Source organism: Vibrio tubiashii (assembly GCF_028551255.1).
GTDB classification, from domain to species: Bacteria; Pseudomonadota; Gammaproteobacteria; order Enterobacterales; family Vibrionaceae; genus Vibrio; species Vibrio tubiashii_B.
In genome coordinates this window covers 1043917-1064873 of sequence record NZ_CP117029.1, presented here as the reverse complement: position 1 = coordinate 1064873, position 20957 = coordinate 1043917, and the positions used below count along the sequence as shown (strand labels likewise).

At 44.4% G+C, this 20957-nt stretch carries 22 protein-coding genes; 15 read left to right on the top strand and 7 right to left on the bottom strand.

Annotated features, from left to right (window positions below; translation table 11 throughout):
• Nucleotides 1–2: 2 nt before the first annotated feature.
• Nucleotides 3–458, bottom strand: coding sequence for a glycine zipper 2TM domain-containing protein (locus tag LYZ37_RS04855; protein WP_272786721.1), 456 nt, complete (start codon nt 456–458; stop codon nt 3–5).
• Nucleotides 459–478: 20 nt separating this feature from the next.
• On the opposite strand from LYZ37_RS04855, the gene aat reads away from it, so the two are divergent.
• The 3 genes from aat to infA all read left to right on the top strand — a co-directional run bounded on the left by aat (nt 479) and on the right by infA (nt 2195).
• Nucleotides 479–1198, top strand: coding sequence for a leucyl/phenylalanyl-tRNA--protein transferase (gene aat, locus LYZ37_RS04850; protein WP_272786720.1), 720 nt, complete (start codon nt 479–481; stop codon nt 1196–1198).
• Nucleotides 1198–1896: an arginyltransferase gene (locus tag LYZ37_RS04845; RefSeq protein ID WP_272786719.1), complete on the top strand. Its 699-nt coding sequence runs from the start codon at nt 1198–1200 to the stop codon at nt 1894–1896. The genes aat and LYZ37_RS04845 overlap by 1 nt, the downstream gene beginning before the upstream one ends.
• An 80-nt stretch (nt 1897–1976) precedes the next feature.
• Nucleotides 1977–2195: a translation initiation factor IF-1 gene (infA, locus tag LYZ37_RS04840; protein ID WP_001040192.1), complete on the top strand. Its 219-nt coding sequence runs from the start codon at nt 1977–1979 to the stop codon at nt 2193–2195.
• Between the two features lie 215 nt (nt 2196–2410).
• Here the strand turns inward: infA and LYZ37_RS04835 are convergent, their stop codons facing one another.
• Nucleotides 2411–2989 carry a thymidine kinase gene (locus LYZ37_RS04835; protein ID WP_171322612.1) on the bottom strand — a complete coding sequence of 193 codons (579 nt, stop codon included), beginning with the start codon at nt 2987–2989 and terminating at the stop codon, nt 2411–2413.
• Between the two features lie 79 nt (nt 2990–3068).
• The gene (gene cysS, locus LYZ37_RS04830; RefSeq protein WP_272786718.1) at nt 3069–4451 is read right to left on the bottom strand and encodes a cysteine--tRNA ligase; all 1383 of its coding nucleotides are present in this window, start codon (nt 4449–4451) and stop codon (nt 3069–3071) included.
• Nucleotides 4452–4654: 203 nt separating this feature from the next.
• On the opposite strand from cysS, the gene LYZ37_RS04825 reads away from it, so the two are divergent.
• From LYZ37_RS04825 to LYZ37_RS04810, 4 genes are all read left to right on the top strand, one after another.
• Nucleotides 4655–5149, top strand: coding sequence for a peptidylprolyl isomerase (locus LYZ37_RS04825; protein ID WP_004743696.1), 495 nt, complete (start codon nt 4655–4657; stop codon nt 5147–5149).
• 43 nt (nt 5150–5192) lie between these two features.
• Complete coding sequence (gene lpxH, locus LYZ37_RS04820; RefSeq protein WP_272786717.1) at nt 5193–5921, top strand: UDP-2,3-diacylglucosamine diphosphatase; 729 nt, start codon at nt 5193–5195, stop codon at nt 5919–5921.
• A gap of 82 nt (nt 5922–6003) precedes the next feature.
• Nucleotides 6004–7221 (top strand): EAL and HDOD domain-containing protein, encoded by a 1218-nt coding sequence (locus LYZ37_RS04815; protein ID WP_004743694.1) that lies wholly within the window; start codon nt 6004–6006, stop codon nt 7219–7221.
• Nucleotides 7222–7232: 11 nt separating this feature from the next.
• Nucleotides 7233–7742 carry a YchJ family protein gene (locus LYZ37_RS04810; protein WP_272786716.1) on the top strand — a complete coding sequence of 170 codons (510 nt, stop codon included), beginning with the start codon at nt 7233–7235 and terminating at the stop codon, nt 7740–7742.
• A gap of 46 nt (nt 7743–7788) precedes the next feature.
• On the opposite strand, the gene LYZ37_RS04805 is transcribed toward LYZ37_RS04810, so the two are convergent.
• Complete coding sequence (locus tag LYZ37_RS04805) at nt 7789–8070, bottom strand: YeaC family protein (RefSeq protein ID WP_272786715.1); 282 nt, start codon at nt 8068–8070, stop codon at nt 7789–7791.
• 105 nt (nt 8071–8175) lie between these two features.
• On the opposite strand from LYZ37_RS04805, the gene LYZ37_RS04800 reads away from it, so the two are divergent.
• The gene (locus LYZ37_RS04800) at nt 8176–9000 is read left to right on the top strand and encodes a DUF2989 domain-containing protein (RefSeq protein WP_272786714.1); all 825 of its coding nucleotides are present in this window, start codon (nt 8176–8178) and stop codon (nt 8998–9000) included.
• 47 nt (nt 9001–9047) lie between these two features.
• Here LYZ37_RS04800 and msrB read toward each other — a convergent pair whose 3' ends face one another.
• Nucleotides 9048–9476, bottom strand: coding sequence for a peptide-methionine (R)-S-oxide reductase MsrB (msrB, locus tag LYZ37_RS04795; RefSeq protein ID WP_420794622.1), 429 nt, complete (start codon nt 9474–9476; stop codon nt 9048–9050).
• 311 nt (nt 9477–9787) lie between these two features.
• On the opposite strand from msrB, the gene gap reads away from it, so the two are divergent.
• From gap to LYZ37_RS04760, 7 genes are all read left to right on the top strand, one after another.
• The gene (gene gap, locus LYZ37_RS04790; RefSeq protein ID WP_004748683.1) at nt 9788–10783 is read left to right on the top strand and encodes a type I glyceraldehyde-3-phosphate dehydrogenase; all 996 of its coding nucleotides are present in this window, start codon (nt 9788–9790) and stop codon (nt 10781–10783) included.
• Nucleotides 10784–10891: 108 nt separating this feature from the next.
• Nucleotides 10892–11776, top strand: a complete 885-nt coding sequence (locus LYZ37_RS04785) for a D-hexose-6-phosphate mutarotase (RefSeq protein ID WP_272786712.1) — start codon at nt 10892–10894, stop codon at nt 11774–11776.
• Nucleotides 11777–12019: 243 nt separating this feature from the next.
• Entirely contained in the window at nt 12020–14056 is a 2037-nt protein-coding gene (locus LYZ37_RS04780) for a methyl-accepting chemotaxis protein (protein ID WP_272786711.1), read from the top strand.
• A gap of 128 nt (nt 14057–14184) precedes the next feature.
• Nucleotides 14185–15012: a 23S rRNA (guanine(745)-N(1))-methyltransferase gene (gene rlmA, locus LYZ37_RS04775; RefSeq protein WP_272786710.1), complete on the top strand. Its 828-nt coding sequence runs from the start codon at nt 14185–14187 to the stop codon at nt 15010–15012.
• Between the two features lie 75 nt (nt 15013–15087).
• The gene (locus tag LYZ37_RS04770) at nt 15088–16029 is read left to right on the top strand and encodes a ChaN family lipoprotein (protein WP_272786709.1); all 942 of its coding nucleotides are present in this window, start codon (nt 15088–15090) and stop codon (nt 16027–16029) included.
• 176 nt (nt 16030–16205) lie between these two features.
• Nucleotides 16206–16562 carry a hypothetical protein gene (locus LYZ37_RS04765; protein WP_272786708.1) on the top strand — a complete coding sequence of 119 codons (357 nt, stop codon included), beginning with the start codon at nt 16206–16208 and terminating at the stop codon, nt 16560–16562.
• A 117-nt stretch (nt 16563–16679) separates the two neighbouring features.
• Complete coding sequence (locus LYZ37_RS04760; protein WP_272786707.1) at nt 16680–18572, top strand: BCCT family transporter; 1893 nt, start codon at nt 16680–16682, stop codon at nt 18570–18572.
• A gap of 79 nt (nt 18573–18651) precedes the next feature.
• Here the strand turns inward: LYZ37_RS04760 and LYZ37_RS04755 are convergent, their stop codons facing one another.
• Both LYZ37_RS04755 and LYZ37_RS04750 read right to left on the bottom strand, forming a co-directional pair.
• On the bottom strand, nt 18652–20322 hold the full coding sequence (locus tag LYZ37_RS04755) for a mechanosensitive ion channel family protein (protein ID WP_272786706.1): 1671 nt from the start codon (nt 20320–20322) through the stop codon (nt 18652–18654).
• A gap of 140 nt (nt 20323–20462) precedes the next feature.
• Nucleotides 20463–20900 (bottom strand): YcgN family cysteine cluster protein, encoded by a 438-nt coding sequence (locus LYZ37_RS04750; protein ID WP_004748671.1) that lies wholly within the window; start codon nt 20898–20900, stop codon nt 20463–20465.
• Nucleotides 20901–20957: the final 57 nt, after the last annotated feature.

Below are 20957 nucleotides of genomic sequence, written 5' to 3'. Positions count from 1 at the left end.
TATCAATATTCCTTATCGACACGAACTCCATCATCGAAATAGAGAATACGAACTTTGTCCCCTCGCTCAAATAACATGGTGTTATCGACATCTTGGATAACGTCAATCAGCTTACCCTTTTCTGTTTCAATCAGTATTTCTACCAATTTATACTCCACTGAATACTCTTGATTGGCTTGGCTTCGCGCGATGCCAGCTCCTGCAACGGCTCCAACTGCTGTTGCCACTTCTTTGCCGCTACCACCGCCAAACTGGTTGCCAACTAACCCACCCACAACGGCACCTAACAGCGTTTCCCATCCTGAACCTTTCGATTTAATAATATCTTGCTGGGTGATGTATCTCACTGTCTCTACCTGACCAAACACCACTTCGTTGACTGGGCGAGCCGTATTTCTTTGGTAGGCTGCATTGGCAATCAAAGGAAAAACCAATATGATCCAAAGTAACTTCTTCATTTTCTTTCCTCATTTCATTCATGGCGATTTATCTCACTGAACTTGATCCCGACAAACTTTGGTTTCCATCCACCTTTGATGCGTTATCTGACCCCAACGGTTTACTCGCCTTTGGTGGAGACCTCAGTGCAGAAAGGCTAATACTCGCCTATCAAAATGGCATCTTCCCATGGTATGGCCCCGGAGAGCCTATTCTTTGGTGGAGTCCATCGCCACGCGCTGTCTTTGATCCTAAGACATTTCAACCGGCCAAAAGTCTCAAAAAATTTCAAAGAAAACTGGCTTACCGCGTGACGATTAACCATGCGACTGAACGAGTCATCGACTACTGCGCCTCGACCCGAAGCAAAGAAGAGACATGGCTAAATGAAGAAATGCGCTGTGCCTACAAAACCTTGGCACAGCAAGGACACTGTCACTCAGTTGAGGTGTGGCACGCTGATAAATTGATTGGCGGTCTGTATGGGATTTCAATTGGACAAGTTTTTTGTGGTGAGTCGATGTTTAGTTTAGAAACGAACGCATCTAAGATCGCACTATGGTATTTTTGCCGCCATTTTGAACAGCATGGCGGTAAGCTAATCGATTGTCAGGTGCTAAACCCTCATCTTGCTTCTCTTGGCGCAATTGAGCTCAATCGTGAAGACTTTATTCAAACACTGCTATCCTATAATAATGAACCGCTACTGGAGAACTGTTTCTCAAAACAGCAATTAACCAGTGAATCATGGGGAGAATAATGAGTTCGGATCTGCAACAAATACGCATTGGATTAACCGATTGCCACCCTTGTAGCTATCTGGCAGATAGACAAGAGCGCGTTGCGGTCGCTCTCGATCCGACGATGCATTGCGGTTCGAGCTACGAGGTCTTGCTCGCCAATGGATTCAGACGCAGTGGCGATACCATCTACAAACCGCACTGCGATCTATGCAGTGCTTGCCAAGCTATTAGAGTGTCTATCCCTGATTTTGTTACATCTCGCAACCAGAAACGACTGCTGAATAAAGCAAAAGCCTTCTCATGGCAGCTAAAAGAGCAGATGGATGATAACTGGTTTGAACTCTATTCACGTTACATAGAAGCTAGGCACCGAAATGGGACTATGTACCCACCCAAGCAAAAAGAGTTCGCTCAGTTTTCTCAATGTGCTTGGCTTAATACTCAATACTTACATATCTACGACCAAGACAAGCTCATTGCCATCGCGGTCACCGATATTCTTTCCAACAGCGTGAGTGCTTTCTACACCTATTTTGACCCGGATTATGCGCTTTCTCTCGGTACACTGGCGGTATTGTTTCAAATCCAATACTGCCAAGATCAAGGTAAACAATGGCTTTACCTAGGCTATCAAATCGATGAATGCCCAGCGATGAACTATAAAGTCCGATTTCAGCGTCATCAAAGGCTAGTAAATCAGCGTTGGCAAGGGTAGAATACGCCCCAACTTTACTTAATTCATTTTTATCGGCATTATGCGCCGGTTGAAATCGTCCATTTTTAAAAGAGGATTAAATGGCTAAAGAAGACGTAATTGAGATGCAAGGCACTGTCCTTGATACTCTACCAAACACAATGTTCCGTGTTGAGCTAGAAAACGGTCACGTAGTTACTGCTCACATCTCTGGTAAAATGCGTAAGAACTACATCCGTATTCTTACTGGTGACAAAGTAACTGTAGAGATGACTCCATACGATCTATCAAAAGGTCGCATCGTCTTCCGTGCTCGTTAATCTCTGACTGCCTAGCGCATTCCGAATTATTCGAATACAGACAAAAAAGCGAAGCTCATGGCTTCGCTTTTTTGTTTTCATTATTAGCATCGCCTTAATCGGTGTGACTACACAAGCCGCGCACCCAAATCCAGCAATTGTTGAGACGTATCTAATACATGCGCATGCGTGTTTCGTAACACCAATTAAGGCTTTTTAGCTAGCAAATCCGTCAACTACTTGCCTAATGCCTCTTTATAATGCTCGCGACAAACAGATACATAGCGGTCATTGCCACCAATCGCGACTTGGTCACCCTCTTTAATCGCCACACCATGTTCATCAGTGCGAATCACCATGTTGGCTTTACGTCCACAGTGACAAATGGTTTTTAGCTCGATCAATTTGTCTGCCCAAGACAGTAGGTATTTACTCCCTTCAAACAGCTCACCGAGAAAGTCTGTTCTCAGCCCGTAACAAAGCACAGGAATATGCAGTTTATCTACCACTTCGGTCAGTTGGTAAACTTGCTCTTTACTCAAAAACTGACATTCATCGACCAAAATACAGTGACGTTTTTCAATTTCATTTAACGCAGAGATCTCTTGATACAGATTTGTCTCGGCATTGAATAGCTGAGCATCTGACTGCAAACCAATACGTGAGCTCACTTTACCAATACCGTAGCGGTCATCTAGGGCGGCGGTGAAAATCACTGGGTTCATGCCGCGTTCTTGATAGTTAAAAGAAGACTGAAGAAGAGTGGTTGATTTACCCGCATTCATTGCTGAGTAATAGAAGTACATCTGTGCCACTGTTTGTTACCCGTATAAAAATAATAAATTTAAAGAAAAGGGCTGAATTAACAGCCCTTAATATTTGTATTCGTATCGCTTACTTACGACGCCACGTTGTCCCTTCTGGGCCGTCTTCAAGAACAATGCCCATTTCTGTCAGCTTATCGCGCGCCATATCTGCATTTGCCCAATCTTTAGCTGCGCGAGAGTCATTACGTAGCTTAATCAGTGCTTCGATTTCTGCCACTTCGTCGTCGCTGCCAGAATCACCTTTTAGGAAAGCTTCTGGATCTTGGTGAAGAATACCGATCACATCTGCTAGTTCACGCATTAGCGAACCCAGTGCGCTTGCGGTAGCGACATCTTCTGTCTTCACGCGGTTAATTTCACGCGCCATGTCAAACAGCACAGAGTAGGCTTCTGGTGTGTTGAAATCATCGTTCATCGCTTCAGTGAAACGTTGAACATACTCTTCACCACCAGCAGCTGGTGTTGATAGGTCAAGACCACGCAAAGAAGTGTACAGACGCTCTAGAGATGCGCGTGCTTGGTTTAGGTTCTCTTCGCTGTAGTTTAGCTGGCTACGGTAGTGACCTGACATCAGGAAGTAACGTACAGTTTCTGGGTCATAATGACCAAGCACATCGCGAATAGTGAAGAAGTTACCGAGTGACTTCGACATCTTCTCGCGATCAACCATAACCATGCCACTGTGCATCCAGGTGTTCACATAATCTGTTCCGTGCGCACAGCATGATTGAGCGATTTCATTCTCATGGTGTGGGAACTGTAGGTCCGAACCACCACCGTGAATATCAAAGTGATTACCAAGAATCGAAGAGTTCATCGCAGAACATTCGATATGCCAACCAGGACGGCCTGGGCCCCATGGTGATTCCCATGTTGGTTCACCTGGCTTAGACATCTTCCAAAGTACAAAGTCTAATGAGCTACGTTTAGCACTTTCAATCTCTACACGAGCACCCGCTTGTAGCTGCTCTAGATCTTGGCGTGACAGTTTGCCGTAATCATCATATTTCGCGATTTCAAACATAACGTCACCGTTGTCAGCAACGTAGGCAAAACCACGCTCAATAAGCTTTTGAACCAGTTCAATGATCTCAGCGATGTATTCCGTCGCACGAGGCTCGATGTCAGGACGCTTCATGTTCAGAGCATCAAAATCAGCATGCATTTCACCGATTAAGCGCTCAGTCAGTGAATCACAAGTTTCGCCGTTTTCATTCGCGCGCTTGATGATCTTGTCGTCGATGTCAGTGATGTTGCGAACAAAGGTCAAGTCATAGCCTAAGTAGCGTAAGTAACGTGAAACAACGTCAAAAGAAACGAATGTACGACCGTGTCCAATATGACAGAGATCATAGATGGTTACCCCACAGACATACATGCCAACTTTGCCAGCATTGATTGGTTTGAATTCCTCTTTCTGTCTTGTGAGTGTGTTATATATCTTTAACATGATCTCTTTCTAATATTTGGGTGAAACAAAATAGTGGCTCAGTATATCAAGTCACGCTCTATTAGGTAATCCCCGATTCGAGCAAAAAGCCATCATTAACACCTATACTCAGGTCTCAACCCTTACTTTTCACGTATTAATGTCTGAAAAGTTAAGTTAGAATCTTGGGCTCAAAGCAAAAAACACAGCTAAAGGAAAAAATCATGATCACCCTTCACACAAATTTTGGTGACATCAAAATTCAACTAAACGAAGAGAAAGCACCTGAAACAAGTGCAAACTTCCTACAGTACTGCCGTGATGGTTTTTACGACAACACGTTATTCCACCGTGTTATCGACGGTTTCATGATTCAAGGTGGTGGCATGGAGTCTGGCCTAAAAGAGAAGGCAACTCGTGCACCAATCAAAAACGAAGCAAACAATGGCCTAAGCAACAAAGTAGGTACGCTTGCTATGGCGCGTACAATGGAGCCGCACTCTGCTAGCTCTCAGTTCTTCATCAACGTTAACAACAATACGTTCCTAGACTTCCGTAGCGAAAGCCTTGACGGTTGGGGTTACTGTGTATTCGGTGAAGTTATCGAAGGCATGGAGATCGTGAACAAGATCAAAGGCGTAAGCACTGGTTCTTACGGCATGCACCAAGATGTACCACTAGAAGATGTACTAATCACTGGTACAACAATCGAAGAATAATCTATAAAAAAGAGCGCATTATGCGCTCTTTTGCTATTTAACTATGACCACATTTTTTATATCTGATTTACACCTTTCCCCGACAACTCCCGACATCACTCAGTGTTTTGTTCGTTTTATGCGTGAAGAAGCAATCCATGCCGATGCACTTTACGTCCTTGGCGATTTGTTCGAGTTTTGGATTGGCGATGATGACCGCTCGGATTTCGCTTCATCTATCCGCGCTGAATTTAAAACCCTCACGGACAAAGGTATCCCTTGTTTTTTCACTCAAGGCAATCGTGACTTTCTTGTTGGCAAGCGATTCAGCCGACAAACAGGAGTCACATTACTGGGCGATGAAACCGTCATAGACCTTTATGGACGTAAGGCTATTGTCCTACATGGAGACACGCTCTGTACCCAAGATGTGAAGTACCTCGAATATCGCGCTAAAGTTCACCAACCTTGGTTGCAGTGGGTATTCAATCGTATTCCAATGCTCGTTAAAAAGAAAATTGTCAATAAAGTCCAGTCTGATATCAAAACGGATAAACAGACTAAATCACTCGATATTATGGACGTGACTCAATCTGAAGTCGAAAACGTTATGCTGCATCACAATGTTGATTTAATGATACATGGGCATACACATCGACCTAAGGTTCATTCCTTCCAAATTCTAGAAACGGACTATACTAGAATTGTGCTAGGTGACTGGTACACGCAAGGCTCAGTCTTGGTGTACGATAAAAATGGGTTTGAATTACAACAACGACCTTTTGCAGGTTAAGTCACTTATTTTTCACGTTATTTAGTTCATTCTTAATGAAGACTAATTTTCCTCAACTTGAACACGGAACGTGGTATAGATCTTGACTTACTCATATATAGCTAGGCAACCGATACTCAATAGAGATAAGCAAACTGTTGGGTATGAGCTTCTTTTTAGAGATGGGCCGCAAAATACTTTTCCAGAAATCGATCCTGAGCATGCAACAAGCCGCTTGCTATCAGATCATTTTCTCTCGACACACTACGAGACACTGGGCGATAAACTGGGCTTTGTAAACTTTCCTTATCAAAGCCTGTTAAATAAGGTACCAACCCTATTCCCTGCCGATAACCTCGTTGTCGAGATCTTAGAAGATTGCCCGCCGACAAAAGAGCTACTTGATGTTGTCAAAGAGATGGCTGCCGCCGGTTATAAAATTGCTTTAGATGATTTTATTCCAAGTAAAGAGTGGCGCGCCTTCTTACCCTATATCTCAATCATCAAATTTGATATTCGCCTCGTCCCGATAGAAAAGGCACGCAACTTTATCCTTCGCCTAGCGGGCACCAACATAAAGTTTCTTGCGGAAAAAGTGGAAACCTACGAAGAGTTTGAACAATCGAAGCAAGCCGGCTTCGAATATTTTCAGGGGTACTTCTTTAGTAAACCTGAGATGATAACGCGCAAGTCTCTTGAACCATCGTTTATGACAGTTATTCAACTGCTAACCGAAATTTCCAAGCAAGATATGGATTATGAGTCGATTGAGTCGCTAATCAGCAAAGACGTTACCCTTTCTTATAAGCTACTGACATTTGTTAACTCATCCTCGATAGTTCAAACCAAGATCCAATCCTTCAAGCAAGCCTTGGTTTACCTAGGTGAAGACAAACTACGCAAGTTCATTTCTCTTGTCTCTCTCGCTTCGAGCCAAGAGAGCAAGCCAGATTATCTTTATGGATTATCGATCCAAAGAGCAAGATACTGTGAGTTACTTGCCTCACGATTAGACGCCAAGTTTGAGTCAGGGCAAGCATTTTTAACGGGTATGTTCTCACTGCTTGATAGCTTGTTGGATAGGCCACTAGAGCAAATCGTTGAAGAAATCTCTGTCGATGAGTCAATAAAACTCGCAATCACAAAGAATGAAGGCATACTAGGCGAAATTTTGATGCTGACTAAAGCATACGAACAAGCCCAATGGGAAGAAGTTCGCCGCCACTGTGACTCAATCGGTGTTGATGAAATCGTTTTGAGTGAATGTTATGACTCATCTGTTAAATGGACGGCTGATCTTCTTTCTGTAAAAACGAACTAATCGGAGTTTTTATGAATTCGTGTCCTTGTGGAAACCCAAAGGATTACAGTGAGTGCTGCGAGCCAATCCATCACGACCACTCAAAGGCTAAAACACCTGAACAACTGATGCGTTCTCGTTACTCAGCTCACGTAAAGGGCTTGGTCGATTACGTGATCAATACCTACCACCCAAGTTGCCATGCAGAGCAAGAACGTGAAGCCATCACAGACTCAATCGATAGCGACTGGTGTGGCTTAGAAGTGCTCGGCGCAGAGCCTGGTAGCCATGACAACGAAGGGTTTGTCACTTTTAAAGCTTACTTTAAGCAGGATGGACAAGAGTATTGTCTTGAAGAGCGCTCGCGCTTTCTCAAGGAGCAAGAGCTTTGGTACTACATTGATGGCTCTTTCCCGCAAAGTCAGGAAGCTGAGCAACCACTTGAACCAAGACTGTCACAACCTGTTCAGAACTTAAAAGTGGGTCGCAACGACCCTTGTATTTGCGGCAGTGGTAAGAAGTTTAAAAAGTGCTGTGGTTAAGATAAAGAAAAGGCAGGATTCGAACCTGCCTTTTTTACATCTTAAGTTAATCGTTTGGATTCACTCGAACAATATCTTCTTGCCCGTGCTGAAACTGTTTTTTTAGTTCAGCTTTCGACTTAAAGCTAATTTCTCCGCCCTGAGCAACTGTCATATGCTGCGCTTCTGCATTATGCTTAGATTGATACAACATCACAGCTTGCATACAAGAGTCTCGCTGCTCTTGAGAAAGTGGGGTACCCTCAGGCCACTTACCTGTTTCTACAGCAAAAAGTAGACGCTCATAAGCCTCAGGTGTGATGGCGTTAATTAACTGCTCTGCGTCCATGGTTTATCCTTAAAATCAGTCGCGATAAGCGAACCTTAACTGGCCAGTAGACTCAGTCAAGAAAACTACAATAAATAAGTGTAACGGATCACAAGCAACGACAGTATGAAATCAATCAAGCTACTTACTCTATTCGGTCTCAGTGTCACCTTAGTCGGGTGCTTTGAAGGCAACAAAAATACCGAACAACTATGTGAGAGCCAACCTGCTCTGCAATGTGAACGTCTAAACATGGGCGATGGTCAGTGTCGAGTTCCCCGGACTGATTTGGTATGGCATCGATTTGAAGTGTTAAAAAACCCAACCGACAGTAATCGAATTAAAGAATATGAGTACGTAGCTGAATACAAAAAATGTTTAGAGTTAGCTTCTCAGATACAGCCGCTAGACCAAAAAGGGGTCAAACAGCAGCGTTTTACCGCTCTGGTTAATTCCGGAGAAGATTTAGATAGCATTGTAGCGATACTTAAGAAGTCAGACTCCCCCCAAGCACTTTACTTTTTGTGGAGCCAGATTGGCAGTGACGATGCGCGTCGAAGCTTTCTTCAGCTTGAAGGGACGAAAGCATTAGAAACAGCAGAAATGCAGTATGCCCTCGCGACCTTTTACACCAGCCGAGACCAAGCAAAGACGCGCCAACTTCTGATCCACACCCTAGAGCTAACTAATCAAAGCAATATCAACAATGAAGTATTCAAATCCCTAGCTAGCACCACTTATCGGTTAGGAATGAAGAAAGAAGCTTACGTTTGGACGATGGTCGCAGAAAAATTTGAGGTTCCTATTGCGTCGGAAAGTGAACTTCAGCTGCTGTATGGATTTGATAAGAGTGTTTACGACCAACTTGATGAAATTGCTGACCAGTTTGAAGATGCCATCATGAGCGGCACCTTCAACGCAGCGATGATCCCTAAATTTAAGCAATCTTAGACAAATGTAAGGATGAAACAGAGAGCGGTGATTAAATCACCGCTTTTTTATGAATTGTTGAAAATTAACGACACAGAGTTAACACAGAACCTTTCACCTGTTGTTTTTGGCCCATCAGGAAAAACGTGACCTAAATGGCTATCACAGGCTGCACACCTTATCTCTGTACGCACCATTCCGTGACTCAGATCCTCTAAATAACGAATAGCCTCACTCGATGCAGGGGCATCAAAACTCGGCCAACCACACCCAGAGTCGTATTTGTTATCAGAGCTGAAAAGAGGCGCTTGGCAACAGGTACATGAGTAAATACCCGTCTCTTTGTTATGCAACAACTTACCGCTAAAAGGCGCTTCTGTCCCTTGCTTTCGACACACCCTATATTCTTCATCCGATAGCACTTCACGCCAGTACTCATCAGGCTTCATCATTTTTTCTTTGTTTTGTTCCACGGCAACAAATCTCCATATTCTCATTTTTAATTATGACTTTTTTTTTGAAAAACTTGCACTCAATTACTTTTGTAGCACATACTTTGAAACCATAACAGGATGGTTAAACTTTCAGCATCGCTGTCGACATCTGAACTATTTTACGTCAACTGGTTAGGGAAAAAATCAGTTTTCCGTTCAAAACATCGCCAATTAAGACTAATTGTGAAAAAAAGCGACGCTTTTTTTTGACTTTAAACAAGTTAAGTCCGATTATCTGTTGCAGATTTTGACTGGATTCTGTAATTTTACTACCAGTTATCTTTAATCAGAAATTAAGTTGTGGAGCAACTATAATGACTATCAAAGTAGGTATTAACGGTTTTGGCCGTATCGGCCGTTTCGTTTTCCGTGCAGCGCAAGAGCGTAACGACATCGAAGTTGTAGGTATTAACGACCTTATCGACGTAGAGTACATGGCATACATGCTTAAGTACGACTCAACTCACGGCCGTTTCAACGGTACTGTTGAAGTTGAAGGTGGTAACCTAATCGTTAACGGTAAGACTGTACGTGTTACTGCTGAGCGTAACCCAGAAGATCTAAAATGGGATGCTATCGACGTTGACGTTGTAGCTGAAGCTACTGGTCTTTTCCTAACTGACGAGACTGCTCGTAAGCACATCACTGCTGGCGCGAAGAAAGTTGTTCTAACTGGTCCTTCAAAAGACGCTACTCCAATGTTCGTAATGGGCGTTAACCAAGACACTTACGCTGGTCAAGACATCGTTTCTAACGCTTCTTGTACTACTAACTGTCTAGCGCCTATCGCTAAAGTTCTTAACGACGAGTTCGGTATCGAATCTGGTCTTATGACTACAGTTCACGCTACTACAGCAACTCAAAAAACTGTAGACGGCCCTTCTGCTAAAGACTGGCGCGGTGGTCGTGGTGCTTCTCAGAACATCATCCCATCTTCAACTGGTGCTGCTAAAGCTGTAGGCGTTGTTCTTCCAGAACTAAACGGCAAACTAACTGGTATGGCTTTCCGCGTACCAACTGCTAACGTTTCTGTAGTTGACCTAACTGTTAACCTTAAGAACGGTGCATCTTACGAAGCTATCTGTGCAGCTATGAAAGCAGCATCTGAAGGCGCTCTTAAAGGTGTTCTAGGTTACACTGAAGACCAAGTTGTTTCTCAAGACTTCATCGGTGAAGTTCAAACTTCAGTATTCGATGCTAAAGCTGGTATCGCTCTAACTGATAACTTCGTTAAAGTTGTATCTTGGTACGACAACGAAATCGGTTACTCAAACAAAGTTCTAGACCTAATCGCACACATCTCTAAGTAATCATTACTTAAAGATTAGCGTTTAGCGCAGAATCTTGTAAAAGGCGACTTTCGAGTCGCCTTTTTTGTATCTGAATTTTGAGTCTCTAATTGAACTAGGAAACAGAACATGGATTTAACCACTCTCCCTGCCCTTACTGTTCTCTCTGATAACGTCACAATCGTAGAAATCGATCAAGTGAAGGTCGTTCGCGTAATACATGATAAAGCCAGCGCGGGCATTGCCCTTCATGGTGGACATGTCCTTTCATTTAAGCCCCAAGGTCAAGAAGACCTCATCTGGATGAGCGAGCAAGCTGTCTTTGATGGTAAAGCAGCACTACGCGGTGGTATTCCAGTTTGCTGGCCATGGTTTGGCCGTATCGCTGCACCTGCTCATGGTTTTGCGCGTAACAGTGAATGGACACTGCTTGAACATCGTGAGAATGAAAATGGGGTAATCATTGAGCTTGGTTTATTGCCATCCGAATCAACACTGGCAGTGTGGCCTCACCAATTCCAAGCTCATCTACTGGTTGAAATTGGCGATGAGCTTAAAGTCACCTTAGATGTGATTAACACCGATGACCAACCTTGGACGTTCTCTGGCGCTCTGCACACCTACTTAACCGTTGGCGATATTGAGCAAACGAAAACAACTGGCATGGGCGCAGAGTACATTGATAGCCTGAAAGGTGGTGAAGTTTGCCAAGGTGGCGATATACTGCAACTGACTGACACCATTGACCGTGTTTACACACAACCGTTAGAACAGATTGTCGTTGAAGACCCTGTCCTAAATCGCTCAGTAGTGGTTGAAAACCAAGGTCACAATTCCGCTGTACTGTGGAATCCATGGTCGGAAGGCGCTCAAGGAATGGCTGATATGCAGGACGACGGTTACAAGACCTTCCTGTGTGTTGAGTCAACCCTGCATGCGCCTTCAATCGAGCAAGGTCAAACACTGCAACCCAATGAAAGTTATCAATTGATCACCAAGATTTCCAACAAGTAAATCATTCGCCGCGGGTCACTATACCTGCGGCTTTGCTTTTCGCCGAAATTTCTTCATTCTCCGTCCGGTCTTTTGCTTCTAGGCGTGCAGCCTTTGCACCTTCGACTCCGTTATCTTTAAAATCATTAATACGAATCAATTATAGACATTTTATAAATCGCTATTATTATTCCTGATTTTTTGCTGCTGAAAGATTCATTTTTCAATGATAACAAGAGTCTATAAAAGACAGGATAACTAGAAATGTTCGAAAAACTCAAAAATCAAAGCGTCGGTTTTCAGCTAAAACTGGTCATATTGCTTTGTTTGCTAATTTCGTTTGCGGGTACAGCAACCCTCGTTTATCGCAATGCTTCCAAAGTACTGCTCGATACCACACTGAAAGGACACCAAGCCGAAGTCGAAGCCATGGCGATGACCATCGCAGGTCAATTTGATGCCTATTTACATACCGCTAAAGTACTCGAATCTACCTTTAGAAATGGCTATCTCGCCGGTGTTTATGTCGAGGATTACAGCGTCGATTTTAACGGTAAGTCGATCCCTAACATTACCCAATATGGCGAGAGCTTAATTGGTGATACGAAACTTGTAGATAGTTTTACTCGTGATACTGGCGCGGTAGCCACTATCTTTGCTCCTTTGAACGGTGATTTCATTCGCGTTGCGACTTCTTTAAAAGATCCTTCTGGTCAACGCGTTGTCGGTTCAACTCTAGGTAAGGACCATCCTGGCTATAACCAATTAATCAACGGTCAGCCATACTACGCGCAAGTTAAACTGTTTGGTGAAAGTTACATCACCTACTACGCTCCAATCAAAAACGCTTCTGGACAAGTAAACGGTCTCTCATTCATTGGACTGCCGGTCGAACAAGCGACTCAAGATCTCTATAAGTCTCTGGAATCCATAACATGGGGTGAGACGGGATACACCATTGTGGTCGACAACCGAGAAGATAATCTCGGTAAATACTTGCTGCATCCTGTTCATGATGAAAGTGCCCCGTCAATCATTGAGGTGGCTGACTACGATGGCAACAAACCATTCCATCAAATATTTGAGCAAAAAAGTGGCTTGATTCGTTACCCTTATGAATATCAAGGTACGGTTGGGGAGAAATATCTTGTTTATACCGAAGTTCCTGGCTGGAACTGGAAGCTACTAGGCGGCACCTTCATTAAGGAAGTAACCAAAGGAAGTGACACGCTACTTAAGCTCATTATTACCATTGCCACAATTGTTGCGATCGCGACGTTTATCATTCTAACCGTTTTCCTAAATCGTAATCTAAAGCCACTGACCGTATTAAATAGCTATATGACGAGACTGGCAAAAGGAGAAGTTAGCCTAGATATCCCTTCGACGGGTAAAGCGTCAAACAACGAGATTATTAACCTCAGCAATGGGGTTGCGAATATGGCAACACAGCTCAACACCTTAGTCGGTGAAATCCGTTCGACCAGTGACGCCGTTCAGACAGCATCTCAAAGCGTGTCTAGCGACGCCGCACACAATTTAAGCCAATCTGATATTCAACAGCAACAAGTAGAGCAAGTGGCCACAGCAATCGAAGAGATGGCCTCTTCTGCACAGGCGGTTGCTCAGCAGGTGGAAGCGATTGCAGAAAATGTTCGCTTGACCAATCAGGACAGTCAATCAGGGCTCGATGTTGTGGAAAATGTCTGCATCGATATCGCCCAGCTTAACGACCAGTTAGACAACTCAGCGAAGGCGATTGAGCAAGTCAACCTTGACAGTGAAGCGATTCAAACCGTGACTAAAATGATCGATGAGATCGCCGAACAAACTAACCTACTGGCGCTTAATGCGGCAATCGAAGCAGCTCGGGCGGGCGAGCAAGGTCGTGGGTTTGCAGTCGTTGCTGATGAAGTGCGAACTCTGGCCCACAGAACTCAGACTTCAGTAAAAGACGTGGTGTCTATCATTGATAAGCTTAAAGGCTCAACCAGTAATGCGGTGGATATGATGAACAAGAGCCAAGTCAATGCCAATCAAGTGTTAGACAAGGCACAAGAAGCGGGCATAGCACTCGAAACGATTGCATCTCAAGTTCAGTCTATTGCAGGTCAGGCGGATACCATTGCCGCGACTTCCGAAGAGCAGGCCAATGTCTCCCAAGAGATCGCCTCTAACGCAAATTCTATCAGTGAGTTAAACCGAGAAAGTCGTGAGACAAGCGCTAAAACGACCCAAAGCGCCGATCATTTGATTAAGCAAGCGGCGTCATTGAAACAACAAGTGGACTTCTTCCACTAAGTTTCTAGCTTTTGCAATCATAAGCAGCGCCGCGGCGCTGCTTTTTTGTTGAGTCAGCCCTCTGCTTGCTAGTTTGACTTTACGCTTCCTGATAAACTCCGCCTTGTTAGTTTTCACCAGAGCCTGTTATGTCTTACACCTGCCCTTTATGTCACGAGAACCTTACGCTTTCAGAGCGCACATATCGTTGTCAGAACAATCACGCCTTTGACCTAGCGAAGGAAGGTTATATCAATCTAATGCCTGTTCAGCACAAGCGTTCTAAAGATCCCGGCGATAATAAAGACATGATGCAGGCGCGTCGTCGCTTTCTTGAAATAGATCACTATCGCCCACTTAAAGAGCGTGTGGCTCAGTTATGTGCTGAGCTCCTTTCAGGCTCACAGCATCGGCTTCTTGATATTGGTTGCGGTGAGGGTTACTACACGACAGAAGTGGCCTCCCATCTAGCAAACCAATATGCGCAATCCAAAACCTACGGATTAGATATCTCTAAAGTTGCGATTCGCTACGCCGCTAAGCGCTACTCAAACTGTCATTTTTCGGTTGCTTCAAGCCATCGCTTACCGTTTGAAAACGGCAGCCTAGATGCGGTACTGCGTATCTACGCGCCATGCAAAGCAGAAGAACTGTCTCGCGTGGTTGCTGATTCAGGTTTTGTTGTCACTGTAACCCCTGCAGGACGCCACCTCTACCAACTTAGAGACGAAATCTATCCTGATGTTAGGCTTCACAGTGAAGAAGCTGAAATCATTGCTGGTTTTGAGTTAGAACAGCAAGAAAAATTGTCATACGTAATGCAGCTCAGCGATGGTGATGGTTACGATCTGCTGCAGATGACGCCATTTGCGTGGAAAGCGTCTGACACTCTTCGTGACAAGCTAAAGTCAGCTACACTTTTTGAGTGTGAGGCTGATTTTATGATCCGCATATATCGCAAGAAAGCACCTCAATAGATAATAATTCTCATTTTTATTGAACTCTATTCTGGCCTCCATTACTATTGCCGAACAATCTAATGGAGGCCATTTATGTTTAGGCTCATTGCCACTTCTCTAAGCTGCTTTGCTCTTGCTGCTTGTTCAAGTTCCCCTCTTTCTCCCGAGCAACAATCAATTAGCAGTTACTACGACTACCAGCTCTACACACCTGAAAAACAAGTCGTTTCTATTGATTCGCTTCCAGAACCACTGAAAACTGCCGATGTCATTCTTGTTGGTGAATGGCACACCCATGCAGGTATCCATCGCTTCCAAGTTGATCTGCTTAGGCAACTCGTCAAGCAAAGCAAAGATATCGCGCTTTCCATGGAGCAATTCTCACGCGATAAACAAAACGTTGTTGATTCTTATCTAGCAAGTGAGATTGGTGAACAAGTACTGATCAAACAAGGCGCTGCTTGGCCAAACTATGAAAGTGACTACCGCCCTTTAGTTGAGTTTGCTAAAGCAAATCAGCTCGATGTCATCGCAGTGAATGCCCCTAAACCTATCGTGCGCTGCATCGGGAGGCAAGGGGTTGGCTACCTCGACAAGCTAACTTCCAGCGAACGACAGCAATTGGCTGCAACCATAGATACATCCAACAGCGCCTATAAAGAGAAGTTCATGGCCTCTATGCACCATGGCAAGCCAGAGCAAACTGAACGCCAATTTGCCGCTCAAGTGACTTGGGATGAAACCATGGCGGAAAGCATCGTTAATTACTTGGCAAGTAACCCAAGTAAACAAGTTATCCACATCGCAGGTAAATTTCATACAGAGCAAGGTTTTGGCACAAAGGCGTCGATTCTTAAGCGCAGCCCGAATCTTAATGTCGTCGTCATCACTCCAACAGAATCACCAGTAGAGTTAGAGGGGCAAGACTACCCACTTGAAGTCTTAGCGCCACCTGTTCGCTATGTAAAAATGGAAAATAGAATGGCGGCTTATAAACATCTATCTAAGCGAAACGATGATTTAGCGTGTAAATAGGCACTGTAATTGCTCTTCTTACTATCAAGTCCCATCAAATGAGAAAGGATAGATTGAAAGTTATAAATTGGGCATGATTTATGCTTTGTTATTTTTAATTCAAATTTTAAATAATTTGCACAAGTTTTTAACTAAGCGGTCGATATATTGTCTGAGGATGATGTAAGGAGAGCATTATGACACCAGTAGGAATGGAGACGGCAAAGCTGTCACCAACCCAGCAGGTAAAGCCTCAAGCAACGGCACCCGAATCGAATGCGGGTCAAGCCCCACTTAAGGTTGAACAAAATAAAGTCACGCTTTCAGATGAAGGAAAAGCGCTATTGGCAGCGCTTCAAGAAATAGAAAAAGAAAGCAAGGCACCCAAAGAAGGGGATAAAACCGTTGGTGATAAAGTCGAATCTTTCGCTCACGGTGCATTAGGTATTGACCACCCTGATAAAATTGAAGAAGAGCAAGATGGCTCATATTCGGCGGGGCAATATCTTTCCGCAGCGGCAACTGTCGGCGGCATTCTTTTAGCTATCCTTTAGTTTTCTAGTAACGCCTCGACAATAGACACCTTTTCTCCTCACGACAAAGGACGTCATTTGTCGTAGATAGCCTACGCATTCCATAATTTTGGCTTTCAAGATTATGGATTTTACGCTGTGCGAAACACCTTTTCACTTATCGATAAGCCTACCTTTTTTGGCGCTATCGCACTGCTTGTTGCCATTGTGTTCCCTTTGATTTTGTTCCCCCAACAAGGGGCAGATTGGATAGCAATTGCTAAAAGCTTTATGACCGATAAACTCGGTTTCCTCTACCTTGCTCTTGGCCTTGGTGCTTTCTTCTTTATGATTTATGTCGTGTTCAGCGATATGGGTCAAATCAAACTTGGTGACCCAGATGAAAAGCCCGAGTTTGCCACTTCGTCTTGGGCGGCAATGCTATTTTGCGGTGGTATTGGCGCGAGTATTCTTTACTGGGGATGCATCGAGTGGGCCTACTACTATCAATCCCCGCCTTTTCAACTAGAGCCTGGTAGTGAAGAAGCGGTACGATGGGCAGCCACTTACGGGATTTTCCACTGGGGCCCGATAGCTTGGGCTATCTACCTCATTCCTGCACTCCCTATCGCTTACTTCTTCTATGTACGAAAGCAGCCAGTGCTTAAGGTGTCTAGTGCTTTAATGCCAGTGCTCGGAGAAGAACGCACCAAAGGAGCGGCTGGCAAAATCGTCGACGTTTTGTTTATCTTCGGTCTACTAGGCGGAGCAGCAACAACATTAGGCTTGGCCGCTCCTCTTATTGGCGAAGGGTTGAACTTTTTGTTTGGCATCCCGCAATCAACCTTAAGTCAGGTAGCGGTGCTGTTGGTTTGTACCGCCATTTTTGCTTACTCCTCTTACGCGGGGATGGAAAAAGGTATCAAGGTACTCAGCAATATCAACTTTTGGGGTGCAATGGGGCTTTTGGCTTTTGTCCTTATCGCTGGCCCTACCATTTTCATGCTTGAGACGGGCTTAGATTCAATCGGTCGTATGCTGTCTAACTTCTTCGTGATGGCAACTTGGGCGGAACCTTTTGGTGGATACGGCAGCTTTGAGAATACTCACTTCCCACAAGATTGGACCATCTTCTACTGGGCATGGTGGCTCGTCTTTGCGCCAAGCATGGGGCTGTTTGTTGCACGTATCTCACGCGGAAGAACAATCAAACAAATGGTGTCAGGTTCGATCTTCTTTGGTTCGCTAGGCTGCTTCCTTTTCTTTATGATTCTCGGTAACTACGGCCTCTCACTGCAACTCTCTGGCGAAATGGATATCGTAGGCATTCTTAATACACAAGGTGCCACCAAGGCGATTTTCTCGATGCTCAGCGCTCTACCTATGGGCACATTAGTGATTGCCGTGTTTACCATTTTATGTGTGATCTTTACCGCCACGACTTTTGACTCCATCTCTTACATCTTGGCCTCTGTGGTCCAAAACAATGTGACCGAAGAGCCAATGCGTTGGAACCGTATGTTCTGGGCATTCACCCTATCGTTCCTGCCAACCGTATTAATGTTCCTAGGCGGTCTAAGCACATTACAAACTGCTGCTATTGTTGGAGGTTTACCTTTATTGGTGATTTCAGTGATGTTGATGATTTCAGCGGTTCGCGCCACCAGTCTAGATCTGCGCCACCAAGAGGACTACGTTGAACCGACGATCAACATTGAAGACTTACCCGAAATGGATCCTTGGTCGTCTGAAGGTATTGCACTGGCAAGGTTCGAACGCAGTCGTGACGCCGCACAAGAAGCCGCAGAATTAGAGCGTGAAGCGTTCGCCGAACTACACAAGGTGAAGAAGCGCATTCGCGCCTTTGCCCTAGAGCACGATGGTGAAGAAGAGTTCGGCGACCACCACATTCCACAAGACCTACAAAATGAGCTGCAAGCGGCACTCGATGCTGTCGCAAAAGCTCAAGATCGTAAACAAGAAGCGTCAGAGCAAGCTCAGGCAGCGCGTAGCGAATTCAACCAAGCAGTTTCCTCTGTACCAAGTTATTAATCCTTGCCTACTCTTCCTTCCTCTAAGACAAAGCTCACCTTACGGTGAGCTTTTTTTATTCATTGCTAGCAGAAGCGATTTAATCTTCTAACTGCTGCTTAACCATATGCAGATGAACGTCTTGTTGTGGGAATGGAATCGAGATGCCTTCTCGGTCAAACCTGAGTTTCACCTCTTTAGTCACATCCCAGTACACATCCCAATAGTCGTCTGTTTTAACCCAAGGACGAACAATGAAATCCACTGAAGAAGTATTCAGTGTATGGACACGAATATTAGGCTCAGGTGTGCGCAGTACCGCTGGGTGCGTGGTGACAATTTCGGTAAGAATGCTTTCTGCCTTGAGTAAGTCGTCGCTATAACCAATACCAAAGACCATATCAACGCGTCGTACCCGCTCATGTGTCACATTCTTAATCACATCTCCCCAGATTTTACTGTTAGGAATAATGATGATCTGGTTGTCGAAGGTTTTAATCGTGGTATTCACTAAGCTCATATGGCTAACCTTACCGTCTACGCCACCAGCGAAGACAAAATCACCGACATCAAAAGGCTTATAAATCAACAACATCATGCCCGCAGCAAAGTTAGATAAGGTATCTTGCAGTGCAAAACCGATAATCACACCCGCAATACCAAAACCTGTCAATACAGGAGCGAGATTCAAGCCTATCTGCGACAAACCGACCAAAATACCGATGACCCACACAACATTGCCTGACATGCTGATGAAAAAGTCTTGCATCAACTGCGATAACTTAAGGTTTTTCGATACAACGGTTTTGCTCACGATCTTACGCACTAGCTTAGCGAGTAAGCTGGTCGAAAAAATGATCAGAGCAAAGATAAATAAGTGGAAGATATGCTGAGGAGCATTGTTAGCAACCCAGTCCCAAAGTTTGTCTGACCAATGCGAGATGATAGAGAAGATAACTCTGCCTTCAAGCAAGTCTTGAGTGATACTCCCTGTCACCTCAAAGATTAGGCGTTTGTATTCTGCCGTATCTATCCCGACTTGATCGGCAATAGAAATCAATGATTTAAGACTATCAACCGTAATATTCATGCGCTGCTGAATGATCAATTGACCAAGCTGTAAAGTGGCCAGCTCAGATTCCGGGCTCACGGCTAGCTGACGCCCTACCACACTGATCTGCTGGTTAAAGTACTCTACCGATGCAGACGTCAAGCGCAGGCGTTTGTTTAATGAATCTCTAAACTGAGCTTGAGCAATTGACTCGTCTTGACCAAGCTTGTTAAGCCACTCGATGTTCTCCCAAGCAGACTCCATGACATTATCGAAGTAATGCTGTAGCTCCTGAAAGTCATTCAATAATGCGAGCTTTTCTTCATTTTTTGCTGAGTCAATTTCGGCATTCAGAGACTTAATCTTTTCTTCAAGATAGGACATCGCCCCGTTGACATAAGTCTGCTGCATTTTGATGTGGGCAATAAGATTGTCTGTGGGTATCGTCCCTTTACTTACCGCAGCCTGAAGCGCCGCTCTTAAGCTTTCATTTTTTTGGAAAAGCTTAAGTTGCAGAGCATCTTTTGCCCCGCCCGTCGCTGTTTCGATAGAATCGACTAACTCAGTAAACTCACTGGTGATCTTTTCAACTTCTCTTTCCTGCTTTGAAAGCTGTTCAGCCTCTTGAGAAGCATAACCACTGGTTGCGAAAAGAAATCCAAAAGAGATAACTAACCCTACGACAAACATACGCAGGTTTTTGCAAGACATTAAGTCCATGATGACCTCAGAAGAATGGGTACAAGTCTTTGTTTCTTAAATTGATGCCCTAATTGTACACCACAAAACTCAAACGTTTGCATATTGAGTGTTAACTAAGCGCAAATACAAAAACAGTCGCCAATGGCGACTGTTTGAGATTAAGCTCGATTAGGGTGATTGAGGATGTGGTCTTCCCAATCCACAACATCGATTTCGTATACCACTTTGTTGCGAACACTTTCGCCAGCGGCATGCATGGCTGACTTTGAGCCTGTAATGAGTGGGTGCCACTCTGGTAGAGGCTGCTTTTCCGCTAGCAAGCGGTAAGCACAGGTGTGCGGTAGCCAAGTAAAATCATCGATATCATCACGAGTTAACTTGGTGCATTCCTCTCCTGAGGTAAAACGATTTGGGTAATCCTTACACGAGCATGTTTTGCTGTTTAGCCAACTACATGCAACATTGGTGTAATAGATCTCGTCGCTGTCCTCATCCATCAGCTTGTGCAAGCAACATTTACCACAACCGTCACAAAGTGATTCCCATTCGTCTTCGGTCATCTCTTCGAGAGCTTTTTGCTGCCAAAACTGCGTCATGTGGTAACCCCAAGTGTTCAAATATCATTGTGGAAAAAGGAAAGCCGAATTTATATA

Excerpts from the sequence above, each read along its gene's own strand:
- LYZ37_RS04855 (WP_272786721.1), bottom strand. The coding sequence starts at position 458 with ATGAAGAAGTTACTTTGGATCATATTGGTTTTTCCTTTGATTGCCAAT.
- aat (WP_272786720.1), top strand. The coding sequence starts at position 479 with ATGGCGATTTATCTCACTGAACTTGATCCCGACAAACTTTGGTTTCCA.
- LYZ37_RS04845 (WP_272786719.1), top strand. The coding sequence starts at position 1,198 with ATGAGTTCGGATCTGCAACAAATACGCATTGGATTAACCGATTGCCAC.
- infA (WP_001040192.1), top strand. The coding sequence starts at position 1,977 with ATGGCTAAAGAAGACGTAATTGAGATGCAAGGCACTGTCCTTGATACT.
- cysS (WP_272786718.1), bottom strand. The coding sequence starts at position 4,451 with ATGTTAAAGATATATAACACACTCACAAGACAGAAAGAGGAATTCAAA.
- LYZ37_RS04825 (WP_004743696.1), top strand. The coding sequence starts at position 4,655 with ATGATCACCCTTCACACAAATTTTGGTGACATCAAAATTCAACTAAAC.
- lpxH (WP_272786717.1), top strand. The coding sequence starts at position 5,193 with ATGACCACATTTTTTATATCTGATTTACACCTTTCCCCGACAACTCCC.
- LYZ37_RS04810 (WP_272786716.1), top strand. The coding sequence starts at position 7,233 with ATGAATTCGTGTCCTTGTGGAAACCCAAAGGATTACAGTGAGTGCTGC.
- LYZ37_RS04805 (WP_272786715.1), bottom strand. The coding sequence starts at position 8,070 with ATGGACGCAGAGCAGTTAATTAACGCCATCACACCTGAGGCTTATGAG.
- LYZ37_RS04800 (WP_272786714.1), top strand. The coding sequence starts at position 8,176 with ATGAAATCAATCAAGCTACTTACTCTATTCGGTCTCAGTGTCACCTTA.
- msrB (WP_420794622.1), bottom strand. The coding sequence starts at position 9,476 with ATGAGAATATGGAGATTTGTTGCCGTGGAACAAAACAAAGAAAAAATG.
- gap (WP_004748683.1), top strand. The coding sequence starts at position 9,788 with ATGACTATCAAAGTAGGTATTAACGGTTTTGGCCGTATCGGCCGTTTC.
- LYZ37_RS04785 (WP_272786712.1), top strand. The coding sequence starts at position 10,892 with ATGGATTTAACCACTCTCCCTGCCCTTACTGTTCTCTCTGATAACGTC.
- LYZ37_RS04780 (WP_272786711.1), top strand. The coding sequence starts at position 12,020 with ATGTTCGAAAAACTCAAAAATCAAAGCGTCGGTTTTCAGCTAAAACTG.
- rlmA (WP_272786710.1), top strand. The coding sequence starts at position 14,185 with ATGTCTTACACCTGCCCTTTATGTCACGAGAACCTTACGCTTTCAGAG.
- LYZ37_RS04770 (WP_272786709.1), top strand. The coding sequence starts at position 15,088 with ATGTTTAGGCTCATTGCCACTTCTCTAAGCTGCTTTGCTCTTGCTGCT.
- LYZ37_RS04765 (WP_272786708.1), top strand. The coding sequence starts at position 16,206 with ATGACACCAGTAGGAATGGAGACGGCAAAGCTGTCACCAACCCAGCAG.
- LYZ37_RS04755 (WP_272786706.1), bottom strand. The coding sequence starts at position 20,322 with ATGGACTTAATGTCTTGCAAAAACCTGCGTATGTTTGTCGTAGGGTTA.
- LYZ37_RS04750 (WP_004748671.1), bottom strand. The coding sequence starts at position 20,900 with ATGACGCAGTTTTGGCAGCAAAAAGCTCTCGAAGAGATGACCGAAGAC.